The sequence below is a fragment of the Agreia bicolorata genome, assembly GCF_000938265.1.
Lineage (GTDB): Bacteria > Actinomycetota > Actinomycetes > Actinomycetales > Microbacteriaceae > Agreia > Agreia bicolorata.
In genome coordinates, this window is record NZ_JYFC01000005.1 from 168,559 (window position 1) to 190,424 (window position 21,866).

Sequence of the window (21,866 nt, forward strand, 5' to 3'; positions counted from 1 at the left end):
CGCGTCGTTGTTGGGATGCCCGTTTACCCCGCCCGCTATAGATGCCCGCGATGGTGCCCTATCTGCAACACGATTTAGCATCCCGTATCCCTGGGGAATTGCGGCGTCGAATCCGACTCGTCACGGCGAGGCCGCTGATTGAGAAGCCGTTCAGGCAGGTCCTCCACGCCAACCCGACGAGGCGATTCTCCTAACTCCGTCGCGCAACCTCTTACCTCTATTTCCGTGTTAGCCGTCAGCTATGAGACACCCTGGAGATCGCCTCCGGCACACACTCAGCTCTTGACGAGGAACTCCGCCTCGACCTCGCGCAGACGACGATCGAGCGCCTCGCGAATCGCCGGGTGCTGCACGAAACCCGGGTCGTCGTCGATGATGAGCGACGCGGCCATGCGGGCATCGAGGATGAGATCGCCGTCGGTCGTCACCCGCAAAAGGCGCAGGCTGGACTTGCCGCCCGACTGGTTGCGGCCCAGCACGTTGCCCTCGCGGCGCAGCTCGAGGTCGACCTGCGCGAGCTCGAAGCCGTCGAGCGTGGATGCGACGGCGTCGACCCGCTGTCGGGCGACAGTTTCGAGTTCGGCGTTCGTGACGAGCAGGCACAGCCCCGGCACTCCCCCGCGCCCGACGCGACCCCGCAGCTGATGCAGTTGTGAGACGCCGAACCTTTCGGCATCCATCACGACCATGGTCGACGCATTCGGCACGTCGACGCCGACCTCGATGACCGTGGTGGCGACGATGATGTCGAGCGCGCCGTCGGCAAAAGCTCGCATCACCGCCTCTTTCTCGTCGCTCGGCATGCGTCCGTGCAGCGGGGCCACCCGAGCCCCCGCGAGCGCCGGGTTGGCTCTGACGAGCGCCGTGATGGCCTCGACGGATGCCACGGGTCGGGCAGGTCCTGCAGACTCGGCTGGCTCGTCGACCGGCTCGCCGCCCGCCGGATCTTCGCGGGCGACCGCGTCGATGGCCGGGCACACCACGAACGCTTGACGACCGAGGGCGAGCTCTTCGGCCATGCGGGTCCAGATGCGGGAACTCCATCCGGGCTTCTCAGCCAGCGGAACGACGAACGTCTCGATGCCCTGGCGCCCGTCCGGAAGCTCCGCAATGGTCGACACGTCGAGGTCGCCGAAGACCGTCATCGCGACGGTGCGAGGAATCGGCGTGGCCGTGAGCACCAGCACGTGGGGCGGGGTGGCTCCCTTGCGGCGCAGGTCGTCGCGCTGGTCGACGCCGAAGCGGTGCTGCTCGTCGACGACGACCAGGCCGAGATCGTAGAACGTGACCTTGTCGCCGAGAAGAGCGTGCGTGCCCACGACGATGCGCGCCTGACCCGAGACCATGCGCAGCAACGCCTTGCGCCGGTCGGCTGTGGGCATCTGACCGGTGTGCAGGGTGGGCACGAGTTCTGCGGCGAGATCGGGGCCGAGGGCACGCACGATCGAGCGCAGGTGCTGCGACGCCAGAACCTCGGTCGGCGCGAGCAGGGCGGACTGGCCTCCCGAATCGGCCGTGGCCAGCATGGCCCTGAGCGCCACGATGGTCTTGCCCGAGCCGACCTCGCCCTGCACGAGCCTGTTCATGGGCTCATTGCGTGCCATGTCGTCAGCGATCTCGCGGCCCACCAGCTGCTGGTCGCCGGTGAGCGTGAAGGCCAGCTGCTTGTCGAAGCGCTCGAGGAAGCCGCCCGGCTTCGGCACGCGGGGAACGGCCTCGTGCTGGTGCGCGAGGCGGCGCTGCTCGAGCAGCGCTGCCTGCAGCACGAAAGCCTCGTGAAAGCGCAGGGCGTCGCGCGCACGCTGCCAGTCGGAGGTCTTGGTGGGCCGATGGATGAGCTCGAGCGCCTGCCTGTAAGAGAGCAGGCCTCGCTCACTGGCCACCTCGACCGGCACCGGGTCGGGGACGTCGCCGAGGCCGTCGAGGATGAGCTCGACCGTCTTCGCGATCTGCCAGCTGGAGATGCTCGAACTCGCGGGGTAGATGGGAAGCGGTTGCTCGAGCCATTTCGATGTGGCGGCCGCGCCGTCTTTGAGCTGGATGTCGTCGAACATCTCGTAGTCGGGATGCGCGAGCTGCAGGGCGCCCCGGTAGTCGGACACCTTGCCCGTGAAGATGCCGCGAGCGCCGACGGGCAGCTGAGCCTCGCGCCACGCCTGGTTGAAGAAGGTGAGGGTGAGAAAGCCTTGGCCGTCAGAGATGCTGACCTCGAGGATCGACCCGTTGCGCGATTTCATGGAGCGCTTCTTGACGGTGCGCACCTCGGCCACGATCGTGACGTTCTCGCCGAGGGGCAGCTGGTCAAGCGCCGTGAGCTCGCCGCGCTTGACGTAGCGCCGGGGGTAGTGGCTGAGCAGATCGCCCACCGTGACGATGCCCAGCGACTTGGCGAGGGGCGTCGCCGTCTTGCCGCCGAGGCTGCCGGAGGTGAGCTTGGCGTCGAGGATGCTATCGCCGTGCGGCGAGACAGTATCCGGCGCGGTCATACGGCGATTCTAAGTGCGACCGCCGACACGGATAGCATGCAGGCATGACGCGCATCATCTCCGGTTACGCAGGTTCCCGGCGTATTTCGGTGCCCAAGACGGGCACACGGCCGACCAGCGATCGGGTGCGCGAGGCGGTGTTCTCGGCCCTCGAAGCCCGCGACGTGCTGCCGGGTTCCACCGTGCTCGACCTGTATGCGGGATCGGGCGCGCTAGGTCTCGAGGCGGCGAGCCGCGGAGCCGCCACCGTCGTGCTCGTCGAGAAAAATCCGGCGGCGGCGAAGGTGTGCCGGGAGAACGCGCGGCTCCTGCAGCAGGGCGCTCCGAAACCGGCTCCCCGCATCGACGTGCAGGCGAGCTCGGTGTCGAGCTACCTGGGCGCATCCGCCGATCGCGGCATCGTCGGCATCGTCTTCATCGATCCCCCTTATGAGCTGAGCGAAGACGAGCTCACCCAGAACCTCGAGGCGCTGGTCGGCCAGCTGTCGCCCGACGCGGTGGTGGTCGTCGAGCGCAGCGCCCGCTCCCCGCAGCCGGCTCTCCCTGCCGCGCTAGAACTCGACCGCCGCAAAGACTACGGCGAGACGACCCTGTGGTGGATCTCCCCCGCTTGAGAGTCTGAGCTAAGTGAGGACATACCTCGTCCCACTTCGACCCCACCCCCGGGAACACGGGGGACAGGGCCTTCGAGCAGGGCACCTGTCCTCAGTTAGCGTCGCCCTACGCATCGGAAGCGTGCGACTCTTCGCCTAAGAACTCCTTCACGAGCGCGATCCACGCGTCGAAGGAGTCGAGATGAGCGTCGTGCGACGCTCCCGCAATCTCCGCGCATTGCACCTTCCTGCCGCGACGGACGAACTCCGCTTTCGCGTCCTGCGTGAACAGGCCGTTCTCCGCGAAGACCGCAAGCGTCGGGGCGACAACGCTCTCCCACTCACTCCATCGGGGAACTGCGACCGCGTCGATCACACGAACCATGACGTCGGAGTCGAAACGGGGGTAGTAGCCGTCCTCACGACGTTCGAGGTCGCTCGCCCATGCCGACTCGAGTGGACCATCACCGAGAAACGCTCGCGCAGCCTCCACCGTGGCAAACGGCACGGGCCACGACGCGAAGAACTCCCCCATCCGAGCGTTCGTTTTCGGGTCACCAGAACCTTCGCCTCCTTCGAGAAGGACCAGTCGGTCGACAAGGTCGGGCCGAGCCGCCGCGACGAGCATCGCGGTGTGCGCGCCCATCGATTGACCGATGAGAGCGATCGGCCCGGTCGATCCGAGCTCGATCAGCGCAACGGCGTCCGCCACGAACGCGGCGCGCGACGTATCCGCTGGTTTCCGACTGCTTTCGCCGTGACCTCGCTGATCGAGGAGAAGCACGTGACGCTCTGACAGAGCCTCAGCCGTAGGGATCATCTCGTTCGAGCTTCCGGCCAGACCATGAAGAATCAGCACCGTCGGTCCGGCGCTCTCCGAGACCAGATAGCTGAGCCGCTCGCCCCCTCGATTGAACCAGCGCCTCTCCATACCGGTCGATCCTAGGCCTGACCAGTCAGCCGGCAGCGCCGTCCCAGTCGGCGTACGGGTCCCATCCGCCCGCACGCTCGTAGGCCGCGCCTCCGATCCCAGACCGCAGCGTGGTCCCGCGGCGCAACACCCGTCCGCGTAGGACCCCTCGCCGTTATCGACTCGTCGCAGAAGCACCGTCCCATGGCCGCTTAGGTGCTTTTGAGGCGACTCGAATCACCGAAAGGTGCTTATGCGGCGAGTCGATCACGGGCGAACACCTCAGCCCGCGGCGCCGTCCCAGTCGGCGTAGGGGTCCCATCCGCCGGGGCGTTCGTAGGCCGTGCCTCCGACGGTCACGGAGTGCGCACCGCGGGCCCGGACCGTTCCGATCACGCGGAACCCCTCCGGCGCACGGCCCGCAGGGAACGTGGCCAGCAGCGCGTGGTCCTCTCCCCCGGCGAGCACGAAGTCCCGTGCCCTGCGCCCGACCACGGGGTCAATCGCCGACAGAACATCAGCGGCCTCGTCGATGGCGTCGGCGTGCAGCTCGATCGTCACGTCGCTCGCATCTGCGATGCGCGACGCGTCGAGCACGAGCCCGTCCGAGACATCCAGCATCGCCGTGGCTCCGGCATCGGATGCGGCGACTCCCAGCCCGATCGGCGATCGAGGCGCGACCTGTTCGCGCACCAGCTCCGGATGCTCGTGGCGCACGACGCGTGCCCGTCGCGCATCGGGTTCCCGCCCGCCCTCGGCATCCGAATCGGTGGAACCGTCTCGATACAGGAGCCACACGCCAGCGCCGGCGAGTCCCAGCGAACCGGCGACCGCAAGGTCGTCGCCCACGGATGCACCGGAGCGCAGCACGGGCCCACGCTGTTCAAGATCTCCGATCGCGGTCACGGCGATGGTCAGCGCTCCAGCCGTCGACAGGTCTCCACCGACGACCCCGCAGCCCGGCGCGAGTTCTGCGCACGCGTCGCGCATGCCGTCTGCGAACTGTTCGAGCACGGCGACCGGAGTCTCAGGCGGGGCGGCGAGAGCAACGAGCAGCGCGGTCGGAACAGCACCCATCGCGGCCACGTCTGCGAGATTCGACACGGCGGCCTTCCAGCCAAGCTCGTAGGGCGTCGACCAGGCGAGCCTGAAGTCGGGGCCCTGCACCATCATGTCGGTGGTCAGCACGGTACGCCGGTCTGGAGCGGCCACGACAGCCGCATCGTCACCCGGCCCGAGAAGTTCGGCATGTGCCTTCGGCAGGCGGCGCACGATTCGGCGCAGCGTCTCTCGCTCGCCGAGGGCGGTGACGGTCTCGCCGGGGGCGGAGACGGGCAGAGCGGTCGAGGGCCGGTCATCGGGCTGCGCGGAGGTTTCTGTCACCTGCAAACGGTAACCTGTGGGTGATGTCACGACCACCTCTCGCGCGCCGAGTCGCCGCCCGCACAGCCGCAGTTCTCGCAACGGGATTCCTCGCCATCGGCCTCAGCGCCTGCGCGCAGACCGTTTCGCTCGAGCCTGCGGCGGATGCGGCAGATCCGGCGTGCGCCGACATCATCGTGAGCCTGCCCTTGGTACTGCCGAGCGATGCCGACAACCAAGACATCCGGCAGACCGACGCTCAGGCTACGGCCGCGTGGGGCTCGCCCGCCAGCATCCTGTTGCGCTGTGGAATCCCGCCGCAGGGGCCGACGACTCTCCCCTGCGTCAATATCAACGGCATCGACTGGGTCGAAGACGACTCGAAGAAGCCGAACTACCGCTTCGTCACCTACGGTCGGGTTCCTACGACCGAGGTCATCATCGACTACGACGTCGTGTCTGGCACATCGACCCTCGTCGACCTCGGCCCCTCTATCTCCAAGATCCCGCAGACCAACAAGTGCCTCGGAGCCGAAGACACACTGAATATTCCCACCGACGCTCCGTCGGCCGGTTGACCTCCACAGACGAGAGCATCGCATGACCGTCATCGACAACGCCATCTATGCCGACGGCGTGCGCACCGACAACCCCGAGACTCTCGACGAGACCTTCGAGCTGCTCACCGAGCGCCGTGGCTTCGCCTGGATCGACCTCGACCGCCCGAGCCCCGAAGAACTGCAGGCGGTCGCCGACGAATTCGAGCTGCACCCACTCGCCGTCGAAGACGCCCTCGCCGGGCACCAGCGGGCGAAACTCGAGCGCTACGGAGACACACAGTTCGTCGTGCTGCGGCCGGCGCTCTACCGCGACGACATCGAGAAGGTGGAGTTCGGCGAGGTGCATCTGTTCGTCGGCGACACCTTCGTGGTCACGGTGCGTCGGGCCGCCCAGCCAGACCTCAGCGCGGTTCGAGAACGCCTCGAAGCCTCGCCGGATCTGCTTGCGAGGGGGCCACAGGCCGTGCTGTACGCCGTTCTCGACTGCGTCGTCGACGACTACATGCCGGTGGCCGCCGGGCTCGAGAACGACATCGACGAGATCGAAGACGAACTCTTCGAAGGCGGAGCCACGGAGCTCTCCCGGCGCATCTACGAACTCTCCCGCGAGGTCATGATGTTTCAGCGGGCGACGCATCCGCTGCTCGATGTCGTCGGCGAGCTCAAGCAACGCGTGGGCGACCACGCGGTCGACCTCGAGGTGTCACGCGGCTTCCGCGACGTGCTCGATCACACGCACCGCATCGTCGACCGGGTCGACGCCTACCGCGCGTTGCTCGAGAACGCCCTCACAACTCACCTCACCCTCGTGGGTCAAGATCAGAACGATCAGGTCAAAAAGATCTCGTCATGGGCCGCGATCCTCTTCGCGCCCACGCTCGTCGGAACGATCTACGGCATGAATTTCGACAACATGCCCGAACTGCACTGGGCCTTCGGCTACCCGCTCGCTGTCCTCGCCATGATCGTTATGGGCGGGGTGCTCTACAGCGTCTTCCGCCGCAAGGGATGGCTCTGACACGTCCCGCAAGCGCAACAAGTCGAGACGATATAGTGAAACGATTCCGTTGAACTCTGAAGGCTACGCCCCCGTTGTGAGGACATGATGACCGACGCCGCTCCCCTGCAGGCCCCTTCCGAGAGTGTGCTCACGCTCACCGCGCCCGCGCCAGTCGCCCCGGTGGCCGCCACGTCTGCACCGAAGATGGCGCCGAAAGTCGATCCTGCTGCGCTGCCCGGACTCGATGCGAAGGTCGACACATACCTCGACACGCTCGTCACCACCGACACCCGCTCACCCGCCTTCGCGGCCAAGGCCAACGACGTGCGCACCATGGGTGACATCGACATCCGCCAGGCTGCGGACTCGTCGAACAGACTTCTCGCCACTCCAGTCAAAGCGCTTCAATCGGGCGGCCTGTCCGAAGGCTCGAAGATCGGTTCCACGCTTCTCGAGCTGCGACGCACCGTCGAAGACCTCGACCCCAGCGAGCAGACCATCGAGCGCAAGATCCTCGGCTTCATTCCCTTCGGCCGCAAGATCGCCGACTACTTCCGCAAGTACGAGAGCGCGCAGTCGCACCTGAACGCCATCATCAAGGCGCTCTACGACGGCCAAGACGAGCTGCGCAAAGACAATGCCGCGCTGAACCTCGAAAAGCAGCATCTCTGGGAGACCATGCAGAGGCTCAACGAGTACATCTACGTGGCCGAACGCCTCGATGTGAAGCTCTCCGCCAAGATCGCCGAGTTCGACACGACCGACCCCGACAAGGCCAAGGCCCTTCGCGAAGATGTGCTCTTCTACGTCCGCCAGAAGCACCAAGACCTGCTGACCCAGCTCGCCGTCTCGATTCAGGGCTACCTGGCGATCGACGTAATCATCAAGAACAACCTCGAGCTCATCAAAGGCGTCGACCGGGCCACCACGACCACCATCTCTGCGCTTCGCACGGCCGTGATCGTGGCGCAGGCCCTGGCCAACCAGAAGCTCGTGCTCGACCAGATCGCCGCACTGAACACCACGACCTCGAACATGATCGAGGCAACCTCGAAGATGCTGGCCGACCAGTCCGCGTCGATCCAGTCGCAGGCTGCCTCCGCAACCGTGGGCCTGCCTCAGCTTCAAGCCGCGTTCGCCAACATCTACGCGACCATGGATTCGATCACCGAGTTCAAGGTGCAGGCCCTCGACAGCATGGCCCAGACCATCGGCGTTCTCGAGACCGAGACCGAGAAGGCCAAGCCCTACATCGAGCGTGCCCGTCGCAGCGAGACGACCGAGGTCGCAAGCACCCTCGACCTCGACAAGCGCTGAGTCGACGGGTCGAGCACGTCACGCAATGGGCTTCTGGCAGAACCTCCGCGACTCGGTGACGGGGCGACCTGCCGAGCGCGAATACGAGTTCGAGCTGCCGCCGGCTCCGACCAGCGCCGACATCCTGTCGTCGATCGCCGACGTGCAGGCCGACACCGCGGGCAAGGTTCCGCCCATCGTGACGGCGCGTATCAACCGCATCGCCAACACGGTCGCCGTGATGGTTCCGCGGCTCGACCAGCTCGGCGGCGGCAGCGCGCAGGCCCACACGGTGGTGTCCACTGCCACGAGCTACCTGCCCGAGGCCGTCGGCGGCTACCTTCGACTCCCCCGTGATTTCGCCGACCGTCGAGCCGTCTACAAGGGCAAGACCTCGCTCATGCTTCTGTGCGACCAGCTCGACCTGCTGGGTGTGACACTCGACAAAATCTCGGATGCCGTGTCTCGCGCCGATGCCGCGGCTCTCGTCGCGCACGGCCAATTTCTTGCGGAGAAGTTTCAGCCCTCATCGAGCCTGACCCTCCCGTCCGAACCCCTGAGCTGAGCGAAGACACCATGACATCCGCTGATTCCCACGAGCTGCGCCAAGCCCTCGACGCCCTCGTCGCCGCGGCAGAGAGCGCAGGCCTCGATTCCGCCGCAGCCCGAGACGAGGGCGTGCGCATCGCTGCGGCGGTAGCCGAGTCCGCCATCGGCGCGTCGGTGCAGTGGGTCGATCAGACCGGCGCGGGCAGCGCCGATGAGTTCTTCGAAGCCGCGTCGAGCGCGAGGCGCTGGCGGGCCTCGCCCACCGATCTGCTGAGCAGGCTGGCGGCCGAGGCTCCCCAGCACGCGGGCGACTACGCAAAGGCTCTCACCGGTGTCGTCGCTGCGGCGAGCGAATTGGGCGAGCCGTCGATCGGCGTGCTCGGGGCGGCCTCCGCCACAGCGGCCGCGCAGCTCGCCGGCGCCCGCCAGGCTCCGTCGATCCCTCCGCTCTCGCGCACCGAGGCCACTCTGTTCCCCTCGACGACGCTCGCCCCGATACCTCATGCCGCTCAGCCGCTCACGGCCGATCAACTCTCCACTCAGCAGCCCGACTTCGCACGCCCCGGCGACGCGACGATGGCCGAACTCGCCCGCCGAGCCGGGCTCACCTCGTCTGAACCAGAACCGGTCTCTCCGACCGCGACTCAGCCTGCGCCCGCAGCCGCGCCACCCGCCGAAGAAGAAGAGGAGAAACCGAAGAAGACGGTCGAGGAGCTGCTCGCGGAGCTCGACAGTCTGATCGGGCTCGACCGGGTCAAGAGAGAAATCCACCGGCAGACTCAGCTGTTGCGCATCGATCAGCTGCGAACGGCCGCAGGCCTCACGACTCCGACGCTCACGAGGCACCTCGTCTTTCTCGGCAACCCCGGCACGGGCAAGACCACTGTCGCCCGTCTCGTCGCCGGCATCTACGCGGCCCTCGGCATCCTGTCGAAGGGCCATCTCGTCGAGGTCGACCGTTCCGAACTGGTGGGCGGCTACCTCGGGCAGACGGCGACCAAGACATCCGAGGTCGTCGCCGGAGCCATCGGCGGCGTGCTCTTCATCGACGAGGCCTACGGTCTGGCGCTCGACCAGTACGGAGCCGAGGCGATCACGACCATCGTCAAAGACATGGAAGATCACCGCGACGACCTCGTTGTGATCGTGGCCGGCTACCCCGAGCCGATGCGCGGATTCATGGAGACGAACCCCGGGCTCGCCAGCCGCTTCTCCACCTCCATCACGTTCCAGGACTACACCGACGCCGAGCTGCGCGACATCTTCGTGCGCCTCGCCGAGGCATCCGATTTCGAGCCGACGCCCGAGGCGCTCGCGCGATTCGAGCAGATCGTGTCGATCGAGCCGCGAGACGAGGGCTTCGGCAACGGCCGCTACGCCCGCAACCTGCTCGACAAGGCGATCGCACGGCATGCCTGGCGACTGCGCGGCGTCGCCGAGCCGACGCTCGACGAACTGCGCCTGCTGCTGGCCGACGACCTCAATGACTCGAACGACGGCGAGGTGCAGAGCACCGCCGGCGAAGCGGTCGGCGCACCCATCCTCGTCGATGTGCCGCAGACTGATCAGACGAGCGCGATCGAGGCCGAGTCGGCCGACACCGTGCCCGCCGCCGTTCCCCCCTCAGACGATCCCGCAGAACCGACCACGTCGAAGGACACCGAATGAGCACGACCGCAGCCGCGCCCCCGCCGCCGGTACCCCAGGCATCCCCACAGCCGAACGCCCCGGCGACGACTGTCGCACAGCCCCAGGGCGCACTGGCCGCCGCTCCCGTGAAGAAGACGCGCTCCACTCCCGCGACTCTCCGCCTGCTGCTCGCCGTCTCTGTGCTCGCCAGCCTGGCGTTCGGTGCCGCGGGATTTCAGACGGGATCGTCGCAGGCGAGTGCCACGGCCGACGCGAGCGCCGAAGCCGCCCAGCTGATCGGCATCCAGTCTGTGCGCAACGACCTGGTGCGCGCCGACGCGATCGCCGCCAATGCGTTCCTCGTCGGCGGGCTCGAGCCCGCCGATCAACGTGCTGAGTACGACACCGCCATCGACGACGCGACGCGCGAAATCACCCTTCTCGCGGCCGACGACAAAGCCGGAGACACCGACTTCGCCAAGGTCAACGCCGAGGTCGCGATCTATACCGGCCTCATCGAGCAGGCGCGCGCGAACAACCGCCAGGGATTCCCGGTTGGCGCCGCATACCTGTCGCAGGCATCCGCATTGCTCAACGACAGCACGCTTCCTCAGCTCGAGGCACTCGTTCTCGCGAGCGCCGACAGGGCTGCAGGGAGCTTTACGGCCTCGACCGTGTCGCTGGTCTGGCTCATCATCGCCCTCGCAGCTCTGATCGCTCTGGTCTGGGTGCACCTCTGGATCACCCGGCGCTCGCACCGCTACCTCAACTGGCCGCTTCTCATCGCGGCCGTCGCCATGCTCGTGGTCGGCGTCGTCGGCGTGATCACGTTCTCGAACACCACCGGCGCTGCGATCGAGGCACGGCAGAACTCCTACGCCAAGACCCTCGCCATCTCTCAGGCGTACACCTCGGCCACCGAGGCCAAGTCGCTCGAGAGCTTCACACTCATCAAGCGCGGCTCGGGGCAGACGCTCGAGGCCGAGGTGCAGACGGCTATCGCCGATGCTCAGGCGCGCCTCGACTCGCGCGGCAAGAACTACCTGATCGGCGACGACCTCAAGAACGGCTTCGACTCGTGGGTCGAGAAGCACGCGGCGATCCGCCAGCTCGACGACGCGGGCAACTGGGACGACGCGGTCAAGCAGGCGATCAGCCAGGAACCCGACAGCGCCAACGCCGCCTTCACCGCGTTCAGCACCGCCGCGCAAGACGACATAGCCTCAAGTGCTGCCACCACCAAGAACGCGCTCGACACGGGCGGCTCGCAATCGGCTCTCCTCGGCTGGATCTTCCTCGTGGCCGGCCTCGCCGCCGCCGTGCTCTCCTGGCGCGGCGTCTCCCTTCGACTCAAGGAGTACCGATGAGCGCCATCCGTTCACGCACGGCCCGCATCGCACTCGTCGCGACGCTGATCGGCACGCTCGCTCTCACCGCGTGCGCGCCGCGATCGGGCAGCGACGACCTGGGTCTCACCCCCACGCCGACGCCCACCGAGAGCGCGCCGAGCACCCCGGCTCCCGCGTCGACCTGCACGAACACCGAGGGCCAGGTGCAGCCCTCGTACTCGCCTATCTCGCCCGACTCGGTTCCGGCCGGCAGCTCCATCGAGGCGATCAAGAACAACGGCGTGCTCCGGGTCGGTGTCTCCGCCGACACACTGCTGATGGGCGCGCGTAACCCGCTCACGGGTCAGATCGAGGGCTTCGACATCGATGTTCTGCACGAGATCTCCCGGGCGATCTTCGGCGATCCGAACAAGCTGCAGTTCAAGGTCATCACCTCTGCTCAGCGCCTCGACGTGCTCACTCCCGACGCCGCCGGCAACACGCAGGTCGACATCGTGGCCCGCACGATGACCATCAACTGCGCCCGCTGGGAGACCATCGCGTTCTCGACCGAGTACTACGAGGCCGGCCAGAAAGTTCTCGTCGCGAGCAACTCCGAGGCGAAATCGATGGACGACCTCAACGCACTGGGCGACCAGAAGGTCTGCGCGCCCGCGAGCACGACGACGCTCACCCGCCTCGAGAGCTACTCGGGCATAGAGGCGGTCTCGGCCGCCACCCACACCGAGTGCCTCGTGCTGTTCCAGCAGGGCAAGGTGGATGCCATCACCGGCGACGACACGATCCTCGCCGGATTCGCCGCGCAAGACCCGTATGCCATGGTCGTCGGCGACGCGATCAGCGCGGAACCGTATGGCCTCGGTATGCCGGCCGACAAGGTCGACCTCGTGCGTTTCGTCAACGGCGTGCTCGACCGCATGCGCAGCGACGGCACATGGACGAGCCTCTACAACAAGTGGCTCGGCGTGCTCGGCCCGGCGCCGGCTCCGCCCGCGGCCGTCTATGGACGCGGCTAGGCCCTCGCCCTCACCCGCGATCACCAACCCCACCCCCGATCCGCCGAGAGGAGCAGCGATGACGATGACCGCCAACGGAAGCACGCCGGTCGCTCCCGGGCGCCTAGGAGAGGCGATCGACCCCGGCGAACTGCTCAGCTATCTCACCGGTCTCGGCGAGTGGGTCGATCGGCAGAGAAAAGAACTCGATCGTCTGGGCGCTGCGGCCCTCGCGTCGCAGGAGCCCGACTCCTACACCTCCGACATCGTTCTCGCAGAGACGCTGTGGGAGGCCACTCGCAAACGCCGTGAGAGCCTCGAGAGTGTCTGGGATTCCGGCCGCGTCGACACGGTCGCCAGGCAGAAGATGTCGCAGCTCATCTGGGGTCGGCTCGACTCCGGGGGCGGCGCAGAGCTCGTCTCGCTCGTCGAGGCCGTGCGACTCGCTGACGCCCTCGTCTCGCAGCTGACGACGCGACTCAGCCTCGACCCGCGGGCCGCGGGCACCACCGCGCGCATCGTCGGCCTGCGCGCGGAACTCGAGCGCTCACGCGACCTGGCAGCATCCGACCCCGACAGCGCAGCGCGGGTCTCCACCCTGCGCAACCGGCTCGAGGCCCTCGCCGAGAAGGCCGGCCGAGGCGCCGACGTGACCGGACCGCTTGGTCAACTGGTGCAAGACTCGGCGCACCTCGAACGCGACCTCATCGTCGCGAGTTCGCAGAAGCGCGACCTGGCCCGGGATGCGCGCAAGGCGGCCGACGACGCGGCCGCCGCAGAGCGACGCGAGCCGGTGCTGCGGGCTCTGGCCGAGCGCTGCCGCCGCGAGATCGTCGACCCTCCGAAGCTGGCGATCCCCGATGTGTCGAAGCTCGGACCGGTTCCGCAGTCGCGTGCCGCGCTCGACTCCTGGATCGCTCGCCTCGCCCTGGTGAACCGCGCCTTCGAGGCTGTCGAAGACGCCTATGCAGGCCAGCTGCGAGAGCGCGCCGAACTGCGCTATCGGCTGTCTGGCTATCACGCCAAGGCCGAGAGCTCCGGCCGTTCGGCGTCGCCCACTGTCGCGGCCGGCTACCTCGAGGCCAAAGAGGCCGTCGACACCACTCCGTGCGATCTGCGCCTCGCCCGCTTCTACGTCGAGCAATACCAATTTCTCACCCGTGACCTGCCGTCGGCATCCCCGCCGCGTCAAGGTCAGGAAGGACGCTAAACGTCATGACCGATGTCCAGCACTGCCAGCAGCCCGGCTGCACGGGTGTGATCGAAGACGGCTACTGCAACGTCTGCGGTTCGCCCGCAGCGCCAACCCCACTTCCCCCAGCGTCGGGCAGCGGCACTGCCGCCGCCGCGTCACCCTCGGCCAAGCTGGGCACGGGTTTCTCGGCCGGCCCGCAGGCCGGAGCCGACGCTGATCCCGACTTCGCGCAGGCCGGTTCGACGCGCACCGGCCGCACGTCGTCGGCGAGACTCGCCACGGCGGCGCTGGGGTCGGCACGTACCGCCGCGACCGGCTCCAAGGCGACCCGCCGGTTCGGAACGACCTCCACTCGCCTCCGCGGCCCACGCCTCGGCGCCGGGCTCACCACCGTTCCCACCGAGCCACCCGCAGATCCGCTGAAAGCGGTCATGGCTGTCGCAGAGCTCCCCGAAGCGAAGCGATTCTGCTCGAACTGCGGCAAGCCGGTTGGTCGCGGTCGCGACGGCAAGCCCGGCCGCACCGAAGGCTTCTGCCCCAACTGCCGCACTCCCTTCTCCTTCACTCCCCAGCTCAAGCCGGGCGACGTAGTCGGCGGCCAGTACGAGGTCGTCGGCTGCCTCGCGTTCGGTGGTCTCGGCTGGATCTATCTCGCCCGTGACCAGAACGTCTCGGGCCGCTGGGTGGTTCTGAAGGGCCTGCTCAACTCGGGCGATCCGGATGCCTATGCCGCGGCGATCACGGAACGCCAGTTCCTCGCCGAGGTCGAGCACCCCCTGATCGTCGAGATCTACAACTTCGTGATGTTCAATGGCGCCGGCTACATCGTGATGGAGTACGTGGGCGGTCCTTCGCTCAAGGTGATCCTCAAAGAGCGTATGAAGGCGAACAACGGTGTCGTCGACCCTCTGCCGGTCGACCAGGCGCTCGCCTACGTGCTCGAGATCCTGCCCGCCTTCCAGTATCTGCACGACATCAATCTGTTGTTCTGCGATTTCAAGCCCGACAACATGATCCAGGTCGGCGACACGGTGAAGCTGATCGACCTCGGCGGTGTGCGCCGCATCGACGATCAGACCTCGGCCATCTTCGGAACCGTCGGATTCCAGGCGCCCGAGGTTCCCGACGTAGGCCCCTCCGTCGCAGCCGACATCTACACGATCGGCCGAACCCTGGCCACGCTCGTGCTCGACTTCCGCGGCAACCAGACGACCTTCGTGTCGTCGCTGCCCGATGTCGCAGACACCCCCGTGTTCCAGAAATACGACTCTTTCTACCGGCTGCTCGCCAAGGCGTGCGCGTTCGATCCGTCAGACCGCTTCGCGTCAGTCGACGAGCTGCGCGCCCAGCTGTTGGGAGTGCTGCGCGAGGTCGTAGCCACCGACCGCGGACCGGGCCACCCCGCGCTGCACTCCGCGGCATCCGTTCTCTTCGAGGCGCCCGTCGCCGACGTCGTCGATCGACCACTGCCCTGGGATGCGCTGCCGGGGCTGAAGGTCGACGAGTCCGACCCCGCCCGCAGCTGGCTCGCGGGGGTGAACATGGAAGACCCGGCCGCGCGCCTGATCGCCCTCGAGTCCGCTCCGAACGTCACTGTCGAGATCCGTCTCGCCCGTGCTCGGGCGGCCATCGAGTCAGGCAATTTTCCGGCCGTCGAAGCCGTGATGAGTGAGATTCTCACCGATGACCCGTGGGAATGGCGGGCCGTGTGGCTTGCCGGCCTCGCTGAACTCGCCAAGGGAGATGCGCGCAGTGCCCGCGCGTCGTTCAATACCGTCTACGGCCAGGTGCCCGGAGAACTCGCCCCGAAGCTCGCCCTCGCAGCGGCGTGCGAGGCCAGTGGCGAGCCAGAGATTGCCGAGAGCCTCTACATCATCTGCGCGCGTTCCGATGCGAACTACACCGCCGCGGCCGCGTTCGGTCTCGCTCGGATCCGCGAGCAGAGAGGTGACCTCGACGGCGCACTGACGGCCCTCGATCTCGTCACGCCCACGCGCAGTTCCTACGTCGACGCCCGTCGTCGGCGCGCCGAGCTGCTGGCCACGTCGAACCGCGGACTGCCGTCGCTGGCCGCCGCACTCGACAGCGTCGCGACGGTATCGATCGATTCGAGGTCGCGCGTCGAGCTCACCGCCAGCGTCCTGGCATCCGCCCTGGCGGTGGTGCGCGACTCCGGCCCGTCCACCGACTCCGTTGTCGGCGGCATCCCCGCGCAGGAAGGGCCGCTTCGCGACGGCCTTGAGCGCGCCTATCGAGAACTCGCCGGCCTTACCGAGAACCCGGCCGAACGCGTGCACCTGGTCGACGAGGCCAACCGCGTTCGACGGTGGACCCTCTCGTGAGCGATGCACACATCGGGGGCGCTGCTGTGCCTCCCGTCGAGCCTGTGCCCGGCTCCGAGGTCGCACCGACCGTCGAGGCGGCCCCAGCCGAGACGCCGGCTGCGTCGTCGGTGCCGGTTCTCTGTCCCGCCTGCGGCACGGTCAACGATCCCGACGCGAAGTACTGTGAGGAGTGCGGCACCCAGCTCGGCGACCTCGTCGAGGTGAGCACCGCTCCCGAAGCAGGCGAGACCGAGGCGGTGGCCGAACAGAACGAGGCCACGTCGTCGACCTCCACACCGCGACGCGCCTGCGTCTACTGCGGCGGAAGCATCGCCGATGACGGCTACTGCGAACTCTGCGGCAAGCCCGCTCAGAGCGAGCGCGACCACTGGCAGGAGGCACCCGCAGCCTGGGTCGGCGGAGTGTGCGACCGCGGCATCCGGCACGAGATCAACGAAGACGCGATGGCTCTGGCGGCAGACCCGCAACCCGGGGAGTTCGCCGTGCTGGTCGTATGCGACGGGGTCTCATCGACGCCGGGCTCAGACAAGGCGAGCCTCGCCGCCGCTCGCGCCGCAACCGCCCATCTCGCCGCCGGGCGAGAGACCGACGTCGCCGACGGCCACGGCGACGAACTCGCGCAGGCCCGCTGGTCAGACCGGATGCTCGAGGCCGGCGAACGCTCGAGCGCCGCGATCTACGAGGCGATCGGCGAACTGGCGGCACGAACGAATCCGCCATCGTGCACCTTCGCGGCAGCCGTCATCGACGGCCCCCTGGTGGTCGTCGGAGGAGTCGGCGACAGCCGGGTCTACTGGATCGCCGACAGCGGCAAGTCTCGCCAGCTGACCACCGACGACTCGTGGTCGCAGGAGATGATGGCCCACGGCATGTCACGTCAGCAGGCCGAGAGCGCCCCGCAGGCGCACTCCATCACTCGCTGGCTCGGTGCCGACTCGCCCGACGAGGTTCCCCACGTCGTGCCCACGTATCCGACGGGCGCCGGTTGGATTCTGGTCTGCTCAGACGGCCTCTGGAACTACTGCTCCGACGCCGACGATCTCGCCGAGCTCGTGCACCGGGTCGTAGGACTGGTAGGAAGCAACCCCGTTCAGGTGGCCTCGTCGCTTGTCGATTGGGCCAATGAGCAGGGCGGTCAAGACAACATCACCGCCGTGCTCGCTCGATTCGATAGCGTTGTACCTACACCGGCCCAGCCGGCCTGATCTATGACAGATAGAGGAGTCTCCCGTGGCAGAGTTCACAGCCAGCGTTTTTCAGAATGAATTCCTCTCAGACGGGGCCACCGACGTTCACGCCATCGTGACCGTCACGGTCTCAGGCGCAGGTCAGGCGGGGCAAGGCCAGGGCATGGCTGCGGGCGAGATCATCATCGTCGACACGTCTGGATCGATGACCGGCGAGAACCTCGGAGCGGCCAAGCACGCGGCCTCCGTGGCGATCGACCAGATCCTCGACGGCACGTGGTTCGCCGTGATCTCCGGCACCGACACGGCGGCTCGCGCATTCCCGTACCCGAATGCTCGGCTTCCCATGGTGCAGATGGAGCCGGGTGCCCGTGCCGCGGCCAAGCAGGCAGTCGCCGCTCTCCAGCCCTCCGGCGGAACGGCGATGGGCACGTGGCTCACGCTGGCACGCGAACTCTTTCAGGCCACTCCGCAGGCCACTCAGCGTCACGCGATCCTCCTCACAGACGGCAAGAACGAGCACGAATCGGCGCAGGCGCTCAGCCAGGCGATCTACAACGCCACCGGCGTGTTCCAGTGCGATGCCCGCGGTGTCGGTTCGCGCTGGCAGGTCGACGAATTGCGCCAGATCGCCACGGCTCTGCTCGGCACGGTCGACCTCATCGCCAAGCCCGCCGACATGGCCGCCGACTTCGAGAGCATCATCAAGCAGTCGATGGGCCGAGGCGTGGCGTCGGCCGAGCTGCGCGTCTGGGCCCCCCAGGGCGCCGAGGTGCTGTTCGTACGACAGGTCGCGCCCACGGTCGAAGATCTCACCACCCGCAAGACCATGGTCAACCCGCTCACGGGGTCGTACCCCACCGGATCATGGGGCGACGAATCCCGCGACTATCACGTTGCCGTGCGGGTCGCATCCAAGCCCGTTGGATCTGAGCAGCTCGCCGCACGTGTGCAACTGACCGTGCGCGACGAGGTCGTCTCATCCGGTCTCGTGAAAGCGCGCTGGTCGAATGACGACGCGCTCACGGCGCGCATCGACCCGGCCGTGGCGCACTACACGGGCCAGACCGAGCTCGCCTCCGCCATCCAGGACGGCCTCGCGGCCAAAGCCGCCGGCGATGCCGCAACGGCCACTGTCAAGCTGGGGCGCGCGGTTCAGCTCGCTGCTGAAACCGGCAACGACGAAGCGACGGCGAAGCTCCGCAAGGTCGTCGAGATCGATGACGCGAACGAAGGCACCGTGCGGCTTCGTCGCGACGTGGCGAAGCTCGATGAGATGGCGCTCGACACGGCGTCGACCAAGACCACGCGGGTGCGCAAATGACCCTCTGCCCCAACGGACACTCGTCGGCATCGACCGACTACTGCGACGTGTGCGGAACGCCCATGGTTGCGGCGGCGCCCGTTGCACCGACACCGACGGCGGCCGCCCCGACCTCCTCGGGCTCGAGCGAGCCGATCACATGCCCGAACTGCTCGTTCCCGAACCTGCCGGATGCGCTGTTCTGCGAGAACTGCGGGTATGACTTCACGACGGGGTCGCTGCCCGAACCAGACCCCGACGCGCCGGGATTCGCCGCTCCGCTTACGGCACCGGCTCCTGTGCCCAACGCGCCCACTGTCGTTCCCGTCGTCGCCCCGGTGTCGAGCCTCGACATCGAGGAGGGCGACCTCGGCAAGCATGAAGCGTCTGGCGACCCCGGCTACGTCGAGGCTCCCGCCATCGAGGGCCAACCCACGGTTGAGCCCGCCGGCGCGGCCGAACCCTCGGAGCCGGAAGGCCCGACGGGTCCTGTGGTCTCCTCCCCCGCCACGTCGACGATCGAGGGTGACAACAGCTGGGTTGCCGAGGTGTGGGTCGATCCCGAGTGGTACGCCGCTCAGAAGTCCGACGATCCGCTGCCCTCTGGGGGGCTGCCCGAGATCGTGGTTCTCAAGCAGAGCAGCCTATTGGTGGGCCGCACATCCGTCTCTCGTGATATTCACCCGCAGATCGAATGCGGCACCGACAGCGGGGTCTCGAGACGGCATTGCCAGCTCAACACCGATGGGCAGCGCTGGTGGGTCGAAGACCTTCAGTCGTCGAACGGCACCTTCGTGGGTGCCGCTGGCGAGGAGCTGCCGACGGTTCCTATCCAGCCGGGGCAACGCCGCGAGGTGAACGACGGCGACCGCATCTTTGTGGGCGCCTGGACCCGTCTCGTCATTCGCAAGGCGCTGCCCGGCGAGGCCTAAATGCCCGTTCCCTGAGCTTGTCGAAGGGGCCCTTCGACAGGCTCAGAGTGCGACAGCCTCAGGGCGTCGGCAGCGCCAGGTCGATGAGCTCGTCGATGAGCTGCGGATAGCTCAGCCCCGTCGCGATCCAGCAGGCCGGGAACATCGAGATTGGCGTGAATCCGGGCATCGTGTTGAGCTCGTTCACGACGAAGCCGTTCTCAGTGAGAAAGAAGTCGACGCGCGCAAGGCCGGCCCCGCCGATGGCTTCGAACGCCGTGGCTGCGATGCTCTGCATCGTGGCGAGCTGCTCGTCGCTCATCGCAGCAGGGCACACCAGTTCGATGCCGGGAGCGTCGAGGTACTTGGCGTCGAAGTCGTAGAACGCCCTGTCGGTCATAACGACCTCGCCGGCCACCGACACACGGGTGGGCCCACCGTCGCGGCCCTCGAGCACTCCGCACTCGACCTCGCGACCAACGATGCCCTCTTCGATGAGAACCTTGTCGTCCTCTGCGAGGGCGACCTCCATAGCCTCGGCAAGCTGCGACCAGTCAGTGATGCGGCTCACACCCACAGAGGAGCCGGCGCGGGCCGGCTTGACGAAGGCCGGAAGCCCGAGGCCGGAGGCGCGTTCGGCGACGAGTATGGGCGACTGGGCCCACTGCCTGGCCGACACCGTCGTCCAGGGAGCCACCTCGATGCCTGCCTGCAGCAGAACCGTCTTGGTGAAGTGCTTGTCCATGCCGAGCGCCGATGCGAGCACCCCCGAGCCCACGAACGGAAGGCCGAGAAGTTCGAGCATGCCCTGAACGGTGCCGTCTTCGCCGAAGCGTCCGTGCAGAATCGGGAACACGACATCCACCTCGCCGAGGCTGCGCGACGTGCCGTCGGCAAGCTCGACCGTCAGCGTGCGATCGCCGACCTTGTCTGGCCAGCGAATTCGGGTGCCGTTGTCGAGCACACGGGGCATTGCGTCGGCGTCGATCGCGAACTTCGCCGGGTCGTCGTCTTCGAGAACGAAAGACCCCTCGCCGGTGATGCCGATCGGAATAACGTCGAACCGCTCGCGATCAATCGCGTGAAGAACTCCGCCCGCCGTCGCGCAGCTGATTGAATGCTCGCTTGAACGGCCTCCAAAAAGCAGAGCCACCAGTGTTTTTCCGGCCATCGATTGTCCTTTCGCCCTGCGGCTCGTCGGAGTCCGTCGTCAGGTGGGGAGCTATGTCCCGAGGATTCAGCGTACCGGCCAGTACCTCGCTCACCTGCCTGACGATGGGCATGTCCACGCCTTTGGCAGCAGCCAATTCGAGGATCGGGGCGACAGAAGCGAGGCCTTCCGCTGTCTGCTGCATGCTCTTCACGACGTCGGCGAAGCTGTAGCCCTGGCCCAGCAGGCGGCCTGCCGTGTTGTTGCGAGACAGCGACGAGCTGCTTGTGGCGATGAGGTCGCCGAGCCCTGCCAGGCCCGCGAGCGTGTCGGCGTGTGCCCCGTAGGCCACGGCGAAGTCGGTCATCTCGGCCAGGCCTCGCGTGATGATCGATGCCTTCGTGTTCTCTCCGTAGCCGACGCCGTCGACGATGCCGATGGCCACCGCGATGAGGTTCTTGAGCACGCCGCCGAACTCCGTGCCGATGACGTCGACGTTCACGAACGAGCGGAAGTAGCGATTGCTCGCCACCATCGCGACTCGCTGGGCGGTCTCGAGGCTCTGCGACGAGATGACGGCTGCCGTGGGCTGTTCCTTGGCGATCTCGAGCGCGAGGTTCGGGCCGGATGCGACGGCGATGCGATCGCGATCGATCTCCAGTCCCAGCTCGATCACCTCGCTCATCCGCAGGCCGGACTTCTTCTCGACGCCCTTCATCAGACTGATCACCAGTGCTTCGGAAGGGAGCAGAGGTTTGATCGCGGCAAGGTTATCGCGCAGGCTCTGGCTGGGAATCGACACGAAGACCATCTCGGCACCGGCCAGCGCCTCGGCCAGGCTCGATGTGGCTGTGACTGTCAGCGGAAGGTTGATGCCGGGAAGGTAGTCGCTGTTGCGCTTGGCCTCCCTGATCTCCCGGGCAAGTTCGGGGCGTCGAGCCCACAGCGTGACGTCGCTGCCGCCGTCCGCGAGAATCTTCGCGAACGTCGTTCCCCAGCTTCCCGCTCCGAGCACCGTGACGCGACGGCGGGGAGGCATGACTGCC

At 67.3% G+C, this 21,866-nt stretch carries 18 protein-coding genes; 13 read left to right on the top strand and 5 right to left on the bottom strand.

Annotated elements, in window-relative coordinates:
* Positions 1–275 precede the first annotated feature (275 nt).
* Positions 276–2,486, bottom strand: a complete 2,211-nt coding sequence (locus TZ00_RS12580) for an ATP-dependent DNA helicase RecG (RefSeq protein ID WP_044442185.1) — start codon at positions 2,484–2,486, stop codon at positions 276–278.
* Positions 2,487–2,530: 44 nt separating this feature from the next.
* Between TZ00_RS12580 and rsmD the strand changes: the two genes are divergently transcribed.
* Complete coding sequence (gene rsmD, locus TZ00_RS12585; RefSeq protein ID WP_044442186.1) at positions 2,531–3,100, top strand: 16S rRNA (guanine(966)-N(2))-methyltransferase RsmD; 570 nt, start codon at positions 2,531–2,533, stop codon at positions 3,098–3,100.
* A gap of 106 nt (positions 3,101–3,206) precedes the next feature.
* Here rsmD and TZ00_RS12590 read toward each other — a convergent pair whose 3' ends face one another.
* Positions 3,207–4,010, bottom strand: coding sequence for an alpha/beta fold hydrolase (locus tag TZ00_RS12590; protein WP_044442187.1), 804 nt, complete (start codon positions 4,008–4,010; stop codon positions 3,207–3,209).
* 261 nt (positions 4,011–4,271) lie between these two features.
* A complete protein-coding gene (locus TZ00_RS12595) occupies positions 4,272–5,372 on the bottom strand; it encodes a thiamine-phosphate kinase (protein WP_420796234.1) in 1,101 nt (366 codons plus the stop codon).
* Positions 5,373–5,395: 23 nt separating this feature from the next.
* Between TZ00_RS12595 and TZ00_RS12600 the strand changes: the two genes are divergently transcribed.
* From TZ00_RS12600 to TZ00_RS12655, 12 genes are all read left to right on the top strand, one after another.
* Positions 5,396–5,929, top strand: coding sequence for a DUF3515 family protein (locus TZ00_RS12600; RefSeq protein WP_044442188.1), 534 nt, complete (start codon positions 5,396–5,398; stop codon positions 5,927–5,929).
* A 22-nt stretch (positions 5,930–5,951) separates the two neighbouring features.
* Complete coding sequence (gene corA / locus TZ00_RS12605) at positions 5,952–6,929, top strand: magnesium/cobalt transporter CorA (RefSeq protein WP_044442189.1); 978 nt, start codon at positions 5,952–5,954, stop codon at positions 6,927–6,929.
* Between the two features lie 87 nt (positions 6,930–7,016).
* Entirely contained in the window at positions 7,017–8,228 is a 1,212-nt protein-coding gene (locus tag TZ00_RS12610) for a toxic anion resistance protein (protein WP_044442360.1), read from the top strand.
* Positions 8,229–8,253: 25 nt separating this feature from the next.
* The gene (locus tag TZ00_RS12615; protein WP_044442190.1) at positions 8,254–8,772 is read left to right on the top strand and encodes a hypothetical protein; all 519 of its coding nucleotides are present in this window, start codon (positions 8,254–8,256) and stop codon (positions 8,770–8,772) included.
* Positions 8,773–8,783: 11 nt separating this feature from the next.
* A complete protein-coding gene (locus TZ00_RS12620) occupies positions 8,784–10,424 on the top strand; it encodes an AAA family ATPase (RefSeq protein ID WP_044442192.1) in 1,641 nt (546 codons plus the stop codon).
* Entirely contained in the window at positions 10,421–11,752 is a 1,332-nt protein-coding gene (locus TZ00_RS12625; protein WP_044442193.1) for a hypothetical protein, read from the top strand. Before TZ00_RS12620 ends, TZ00_RS12625 begins: the two co-directional genes overlap by 4 nt.
* Positions 11,749–12,750: a glutamate ABC transporter substrate-binding protein gene (locus tag TZ00_RS12630; protein WP_044442194.1), complete on the top strand. Its 1,002-nt coding sequence runs from the start codon at positions 11,749–11,751 to the stop codon at positions 12,748–12,750. The genes TZ00_RS12625 and TZ00_RS12630 overlap by 4 nt, the downstream gene beginning before the upstream one ends.
* A 58-nt stretch (positions 12,751–12,808) precedes the next feature.
* Positions 12,809–13,939: a hypothetical protein gene (locus tag TZ00_RS12635; protein ID WP_044442195.1), complete on the top strand. Its 1,131-nt coding sequence runs from the start codon at positions 12,809–12,811 to the stop codon at positions 13,937–13,939.
* A 5-nt stretch (positions 13,940–13,944) separates the two neighbouring features.
* Positions 13,945–16,266, top strand: coding sequence for a serine/threonine-protein kinase (locus TZ00_RS12640; RefSeq protein ID WP_044442196.1), 2,322 nt, complete (start codon positions 13,945–13,947; stop codon positions 16,264–16,266).
* Positions 16,263–17,474, top strand: a complete 1,212-nt coding sequence (locus TZ00_RS12645; protein ID WP_238579683.1) for a PP2C family protein-serine/threonine phosphatase — start codon at positions 16,263–16,265, stop codon at positions 17,472–17,474. The genes TZ00_RS12640 and TZ00_RS12645 overlap by 4 nt, the downstream gene beginning before the upstream one ends.
* 25 nt (positions 17,475–17,499) lie before the next feature.
* The gene (locus TZ00_RS12650) at positions 17,500–18,780 is read left to right on the top strand and encodes a VWA domain-containing protein (protein ID WP_044442197.1); all 1,281 of its coding nucleotides are present in this window, start codon (positions 17,500–17,502) and stop codon (positions 18,778–18,780) included.
* On the top strand, positions 18,777–19,691 hold the full coding sequence (locus tag TZ00_RS12655; protein ID WP_044442198.1) for an FHA domain-containing protein: 915 nt from the start codon (positions 18,777–18,779) through the stop codon (positions 19,689–19,691). The genes TZ00_RS12650 and TZ00_RS12655 overlap by 4 nt, the downstream gene beginning before the upstream one ends.
* Positions 19,692–19,749: 58 nt before the next feature.
* Here the strand turns inward: TZ00_RS12655 and TZ00_RS12660 are convergent, their stop codons facing one another.
* Positions 19,750–20,841, bottom strand: a complete 1,092-nt coding sequence (locus TZ00_RS12660) for a D-alanine--D-alanine ligase family protein (protein ID WP_044442199.1) — start codon at positions 20,839–20,841, stop codon at positions 19,750–19,752.
* Complete coding sequence (locus TZ00_RS12665; protein ID WP_044442362.1) at positions 20,744–21,859, bottom strand: NAD(P)H-dependent glycerol-3-phosphate dehydrogenase; 1,116 nt, start codon at positions 21,857–21,859, stop codon at positions 20,744–20,746. Before TZ00_RS12665 ends, TZ00_RS12660 begins: the two co-directional genes overlap by 98 nt.
* Positions 21,860–21,866 lie beyond the last annotated feature (7 nt).

Bases quoted from the DNA above. Each gene is read 5' to 3' on its own strand.
- TZ00_RS12580 (WP_044442185.1), bottom strand. From the start codon at position 2,486: ATGACCGCGCCGGATACTGTCTCGCCGCACGGCGATAGCATCCTCGAC.
- rsmD (WP_044442186.1), top strand. From the start codon at position 2,531: ATGACGCGCATCATCTCCGGTTACGCAGGTTCCCGGCGTATTTCGGTG.
- TZ00_RS12590 (WP_044442187.1), bottom strand. From the start codon at position 4,010: ATGGAGAGGCGCTGGTTCAATCGAGGGGGCGAGCGGCTCAGCTATCTG.
- TZ00_RS12600 (WP_044442188.1), top strand. From the start codon at position 5,396: ATGTCACGACCACCTCTCGCGCGCCGAGTCGCCGCCCGCACAGCCGCA.
- corA (WP_044442189.1), top strand. From the start codon at position 5,952: ATGACCGTCATCGACAACGCCATCTATGCCGACGGCGTGCGCACCGAC.
- TZ00_RS12610 (WP_044442360.1), top strand. From the start codon at position 7,017: ATGACCGACGCCGCTCCCCTGCAGGCCCCTTCCGAGAGTGTGCTCACG.
- TZ00_RS12615 (WP_044442190.1), top strand. From the start codon at position 8,254: ATGGGCTTCTGGCAGAACCTCCGCGACTCGGTGACGGGGCGACCTGCC.
- TZ00_RS12620 (WP_044442192.1), top strand. From the start codon at position 8,784: ATGACATCCGCTGATTCCCACGAGCTGCGCCAAGCCCTCGACGCCCTC.
- TZ00_RS12625 (WP_044442193.1), top strand. From the start codon at position 10,421: ATGAGCACGACCGCAGCCGCGCCCCCGCCGCCGGTACCCCAGGCATCC.
- TZ00_RS12630 (WP_044442194.1), top strand. From the start codon at position 11,749: ATGAGCGCCATCCGTTCACGCACGGCCCGCATCGCACTCGTCGCGACG.
- TZ00_RS12635 (WP_044442195.1), top strand. From the start codon at position 12,809: ATGACGATGACCGCCAACGGAAGCACGCCGGTCGCTCCCGGGCGCCTA.
- TZ00_RS12640 (WP_044442196.1), top strand. From the start codon at position 13,945: ATGACCGATGTCCAGCACTGCCAGCAGCCCGGCTGCACGGGTGTGATC.
- TZ00_RS12655 (WP_044442198.1), top strand. From the start codon at position 18,777: ATGACCCTCTGCCCCAACGGACACTCGTCGGCATCGACCGACTACTGC.
- TZ00_RS12660 (WP_044442199.1), bottom strand. From the start codon at position 20,841: ATGGCCGGAAAAACACTGGTGGCTCTGCTTTTTGGAGGCCGTTCAAGC.
- TZ00_RS12665 (WP_044442362.1), bottom strand. From the start codon at position 21,859: ATGCCTCCCCGCCGTCGCGTCACGGTGCTCGGAGCGGGAAGCTGGGGA.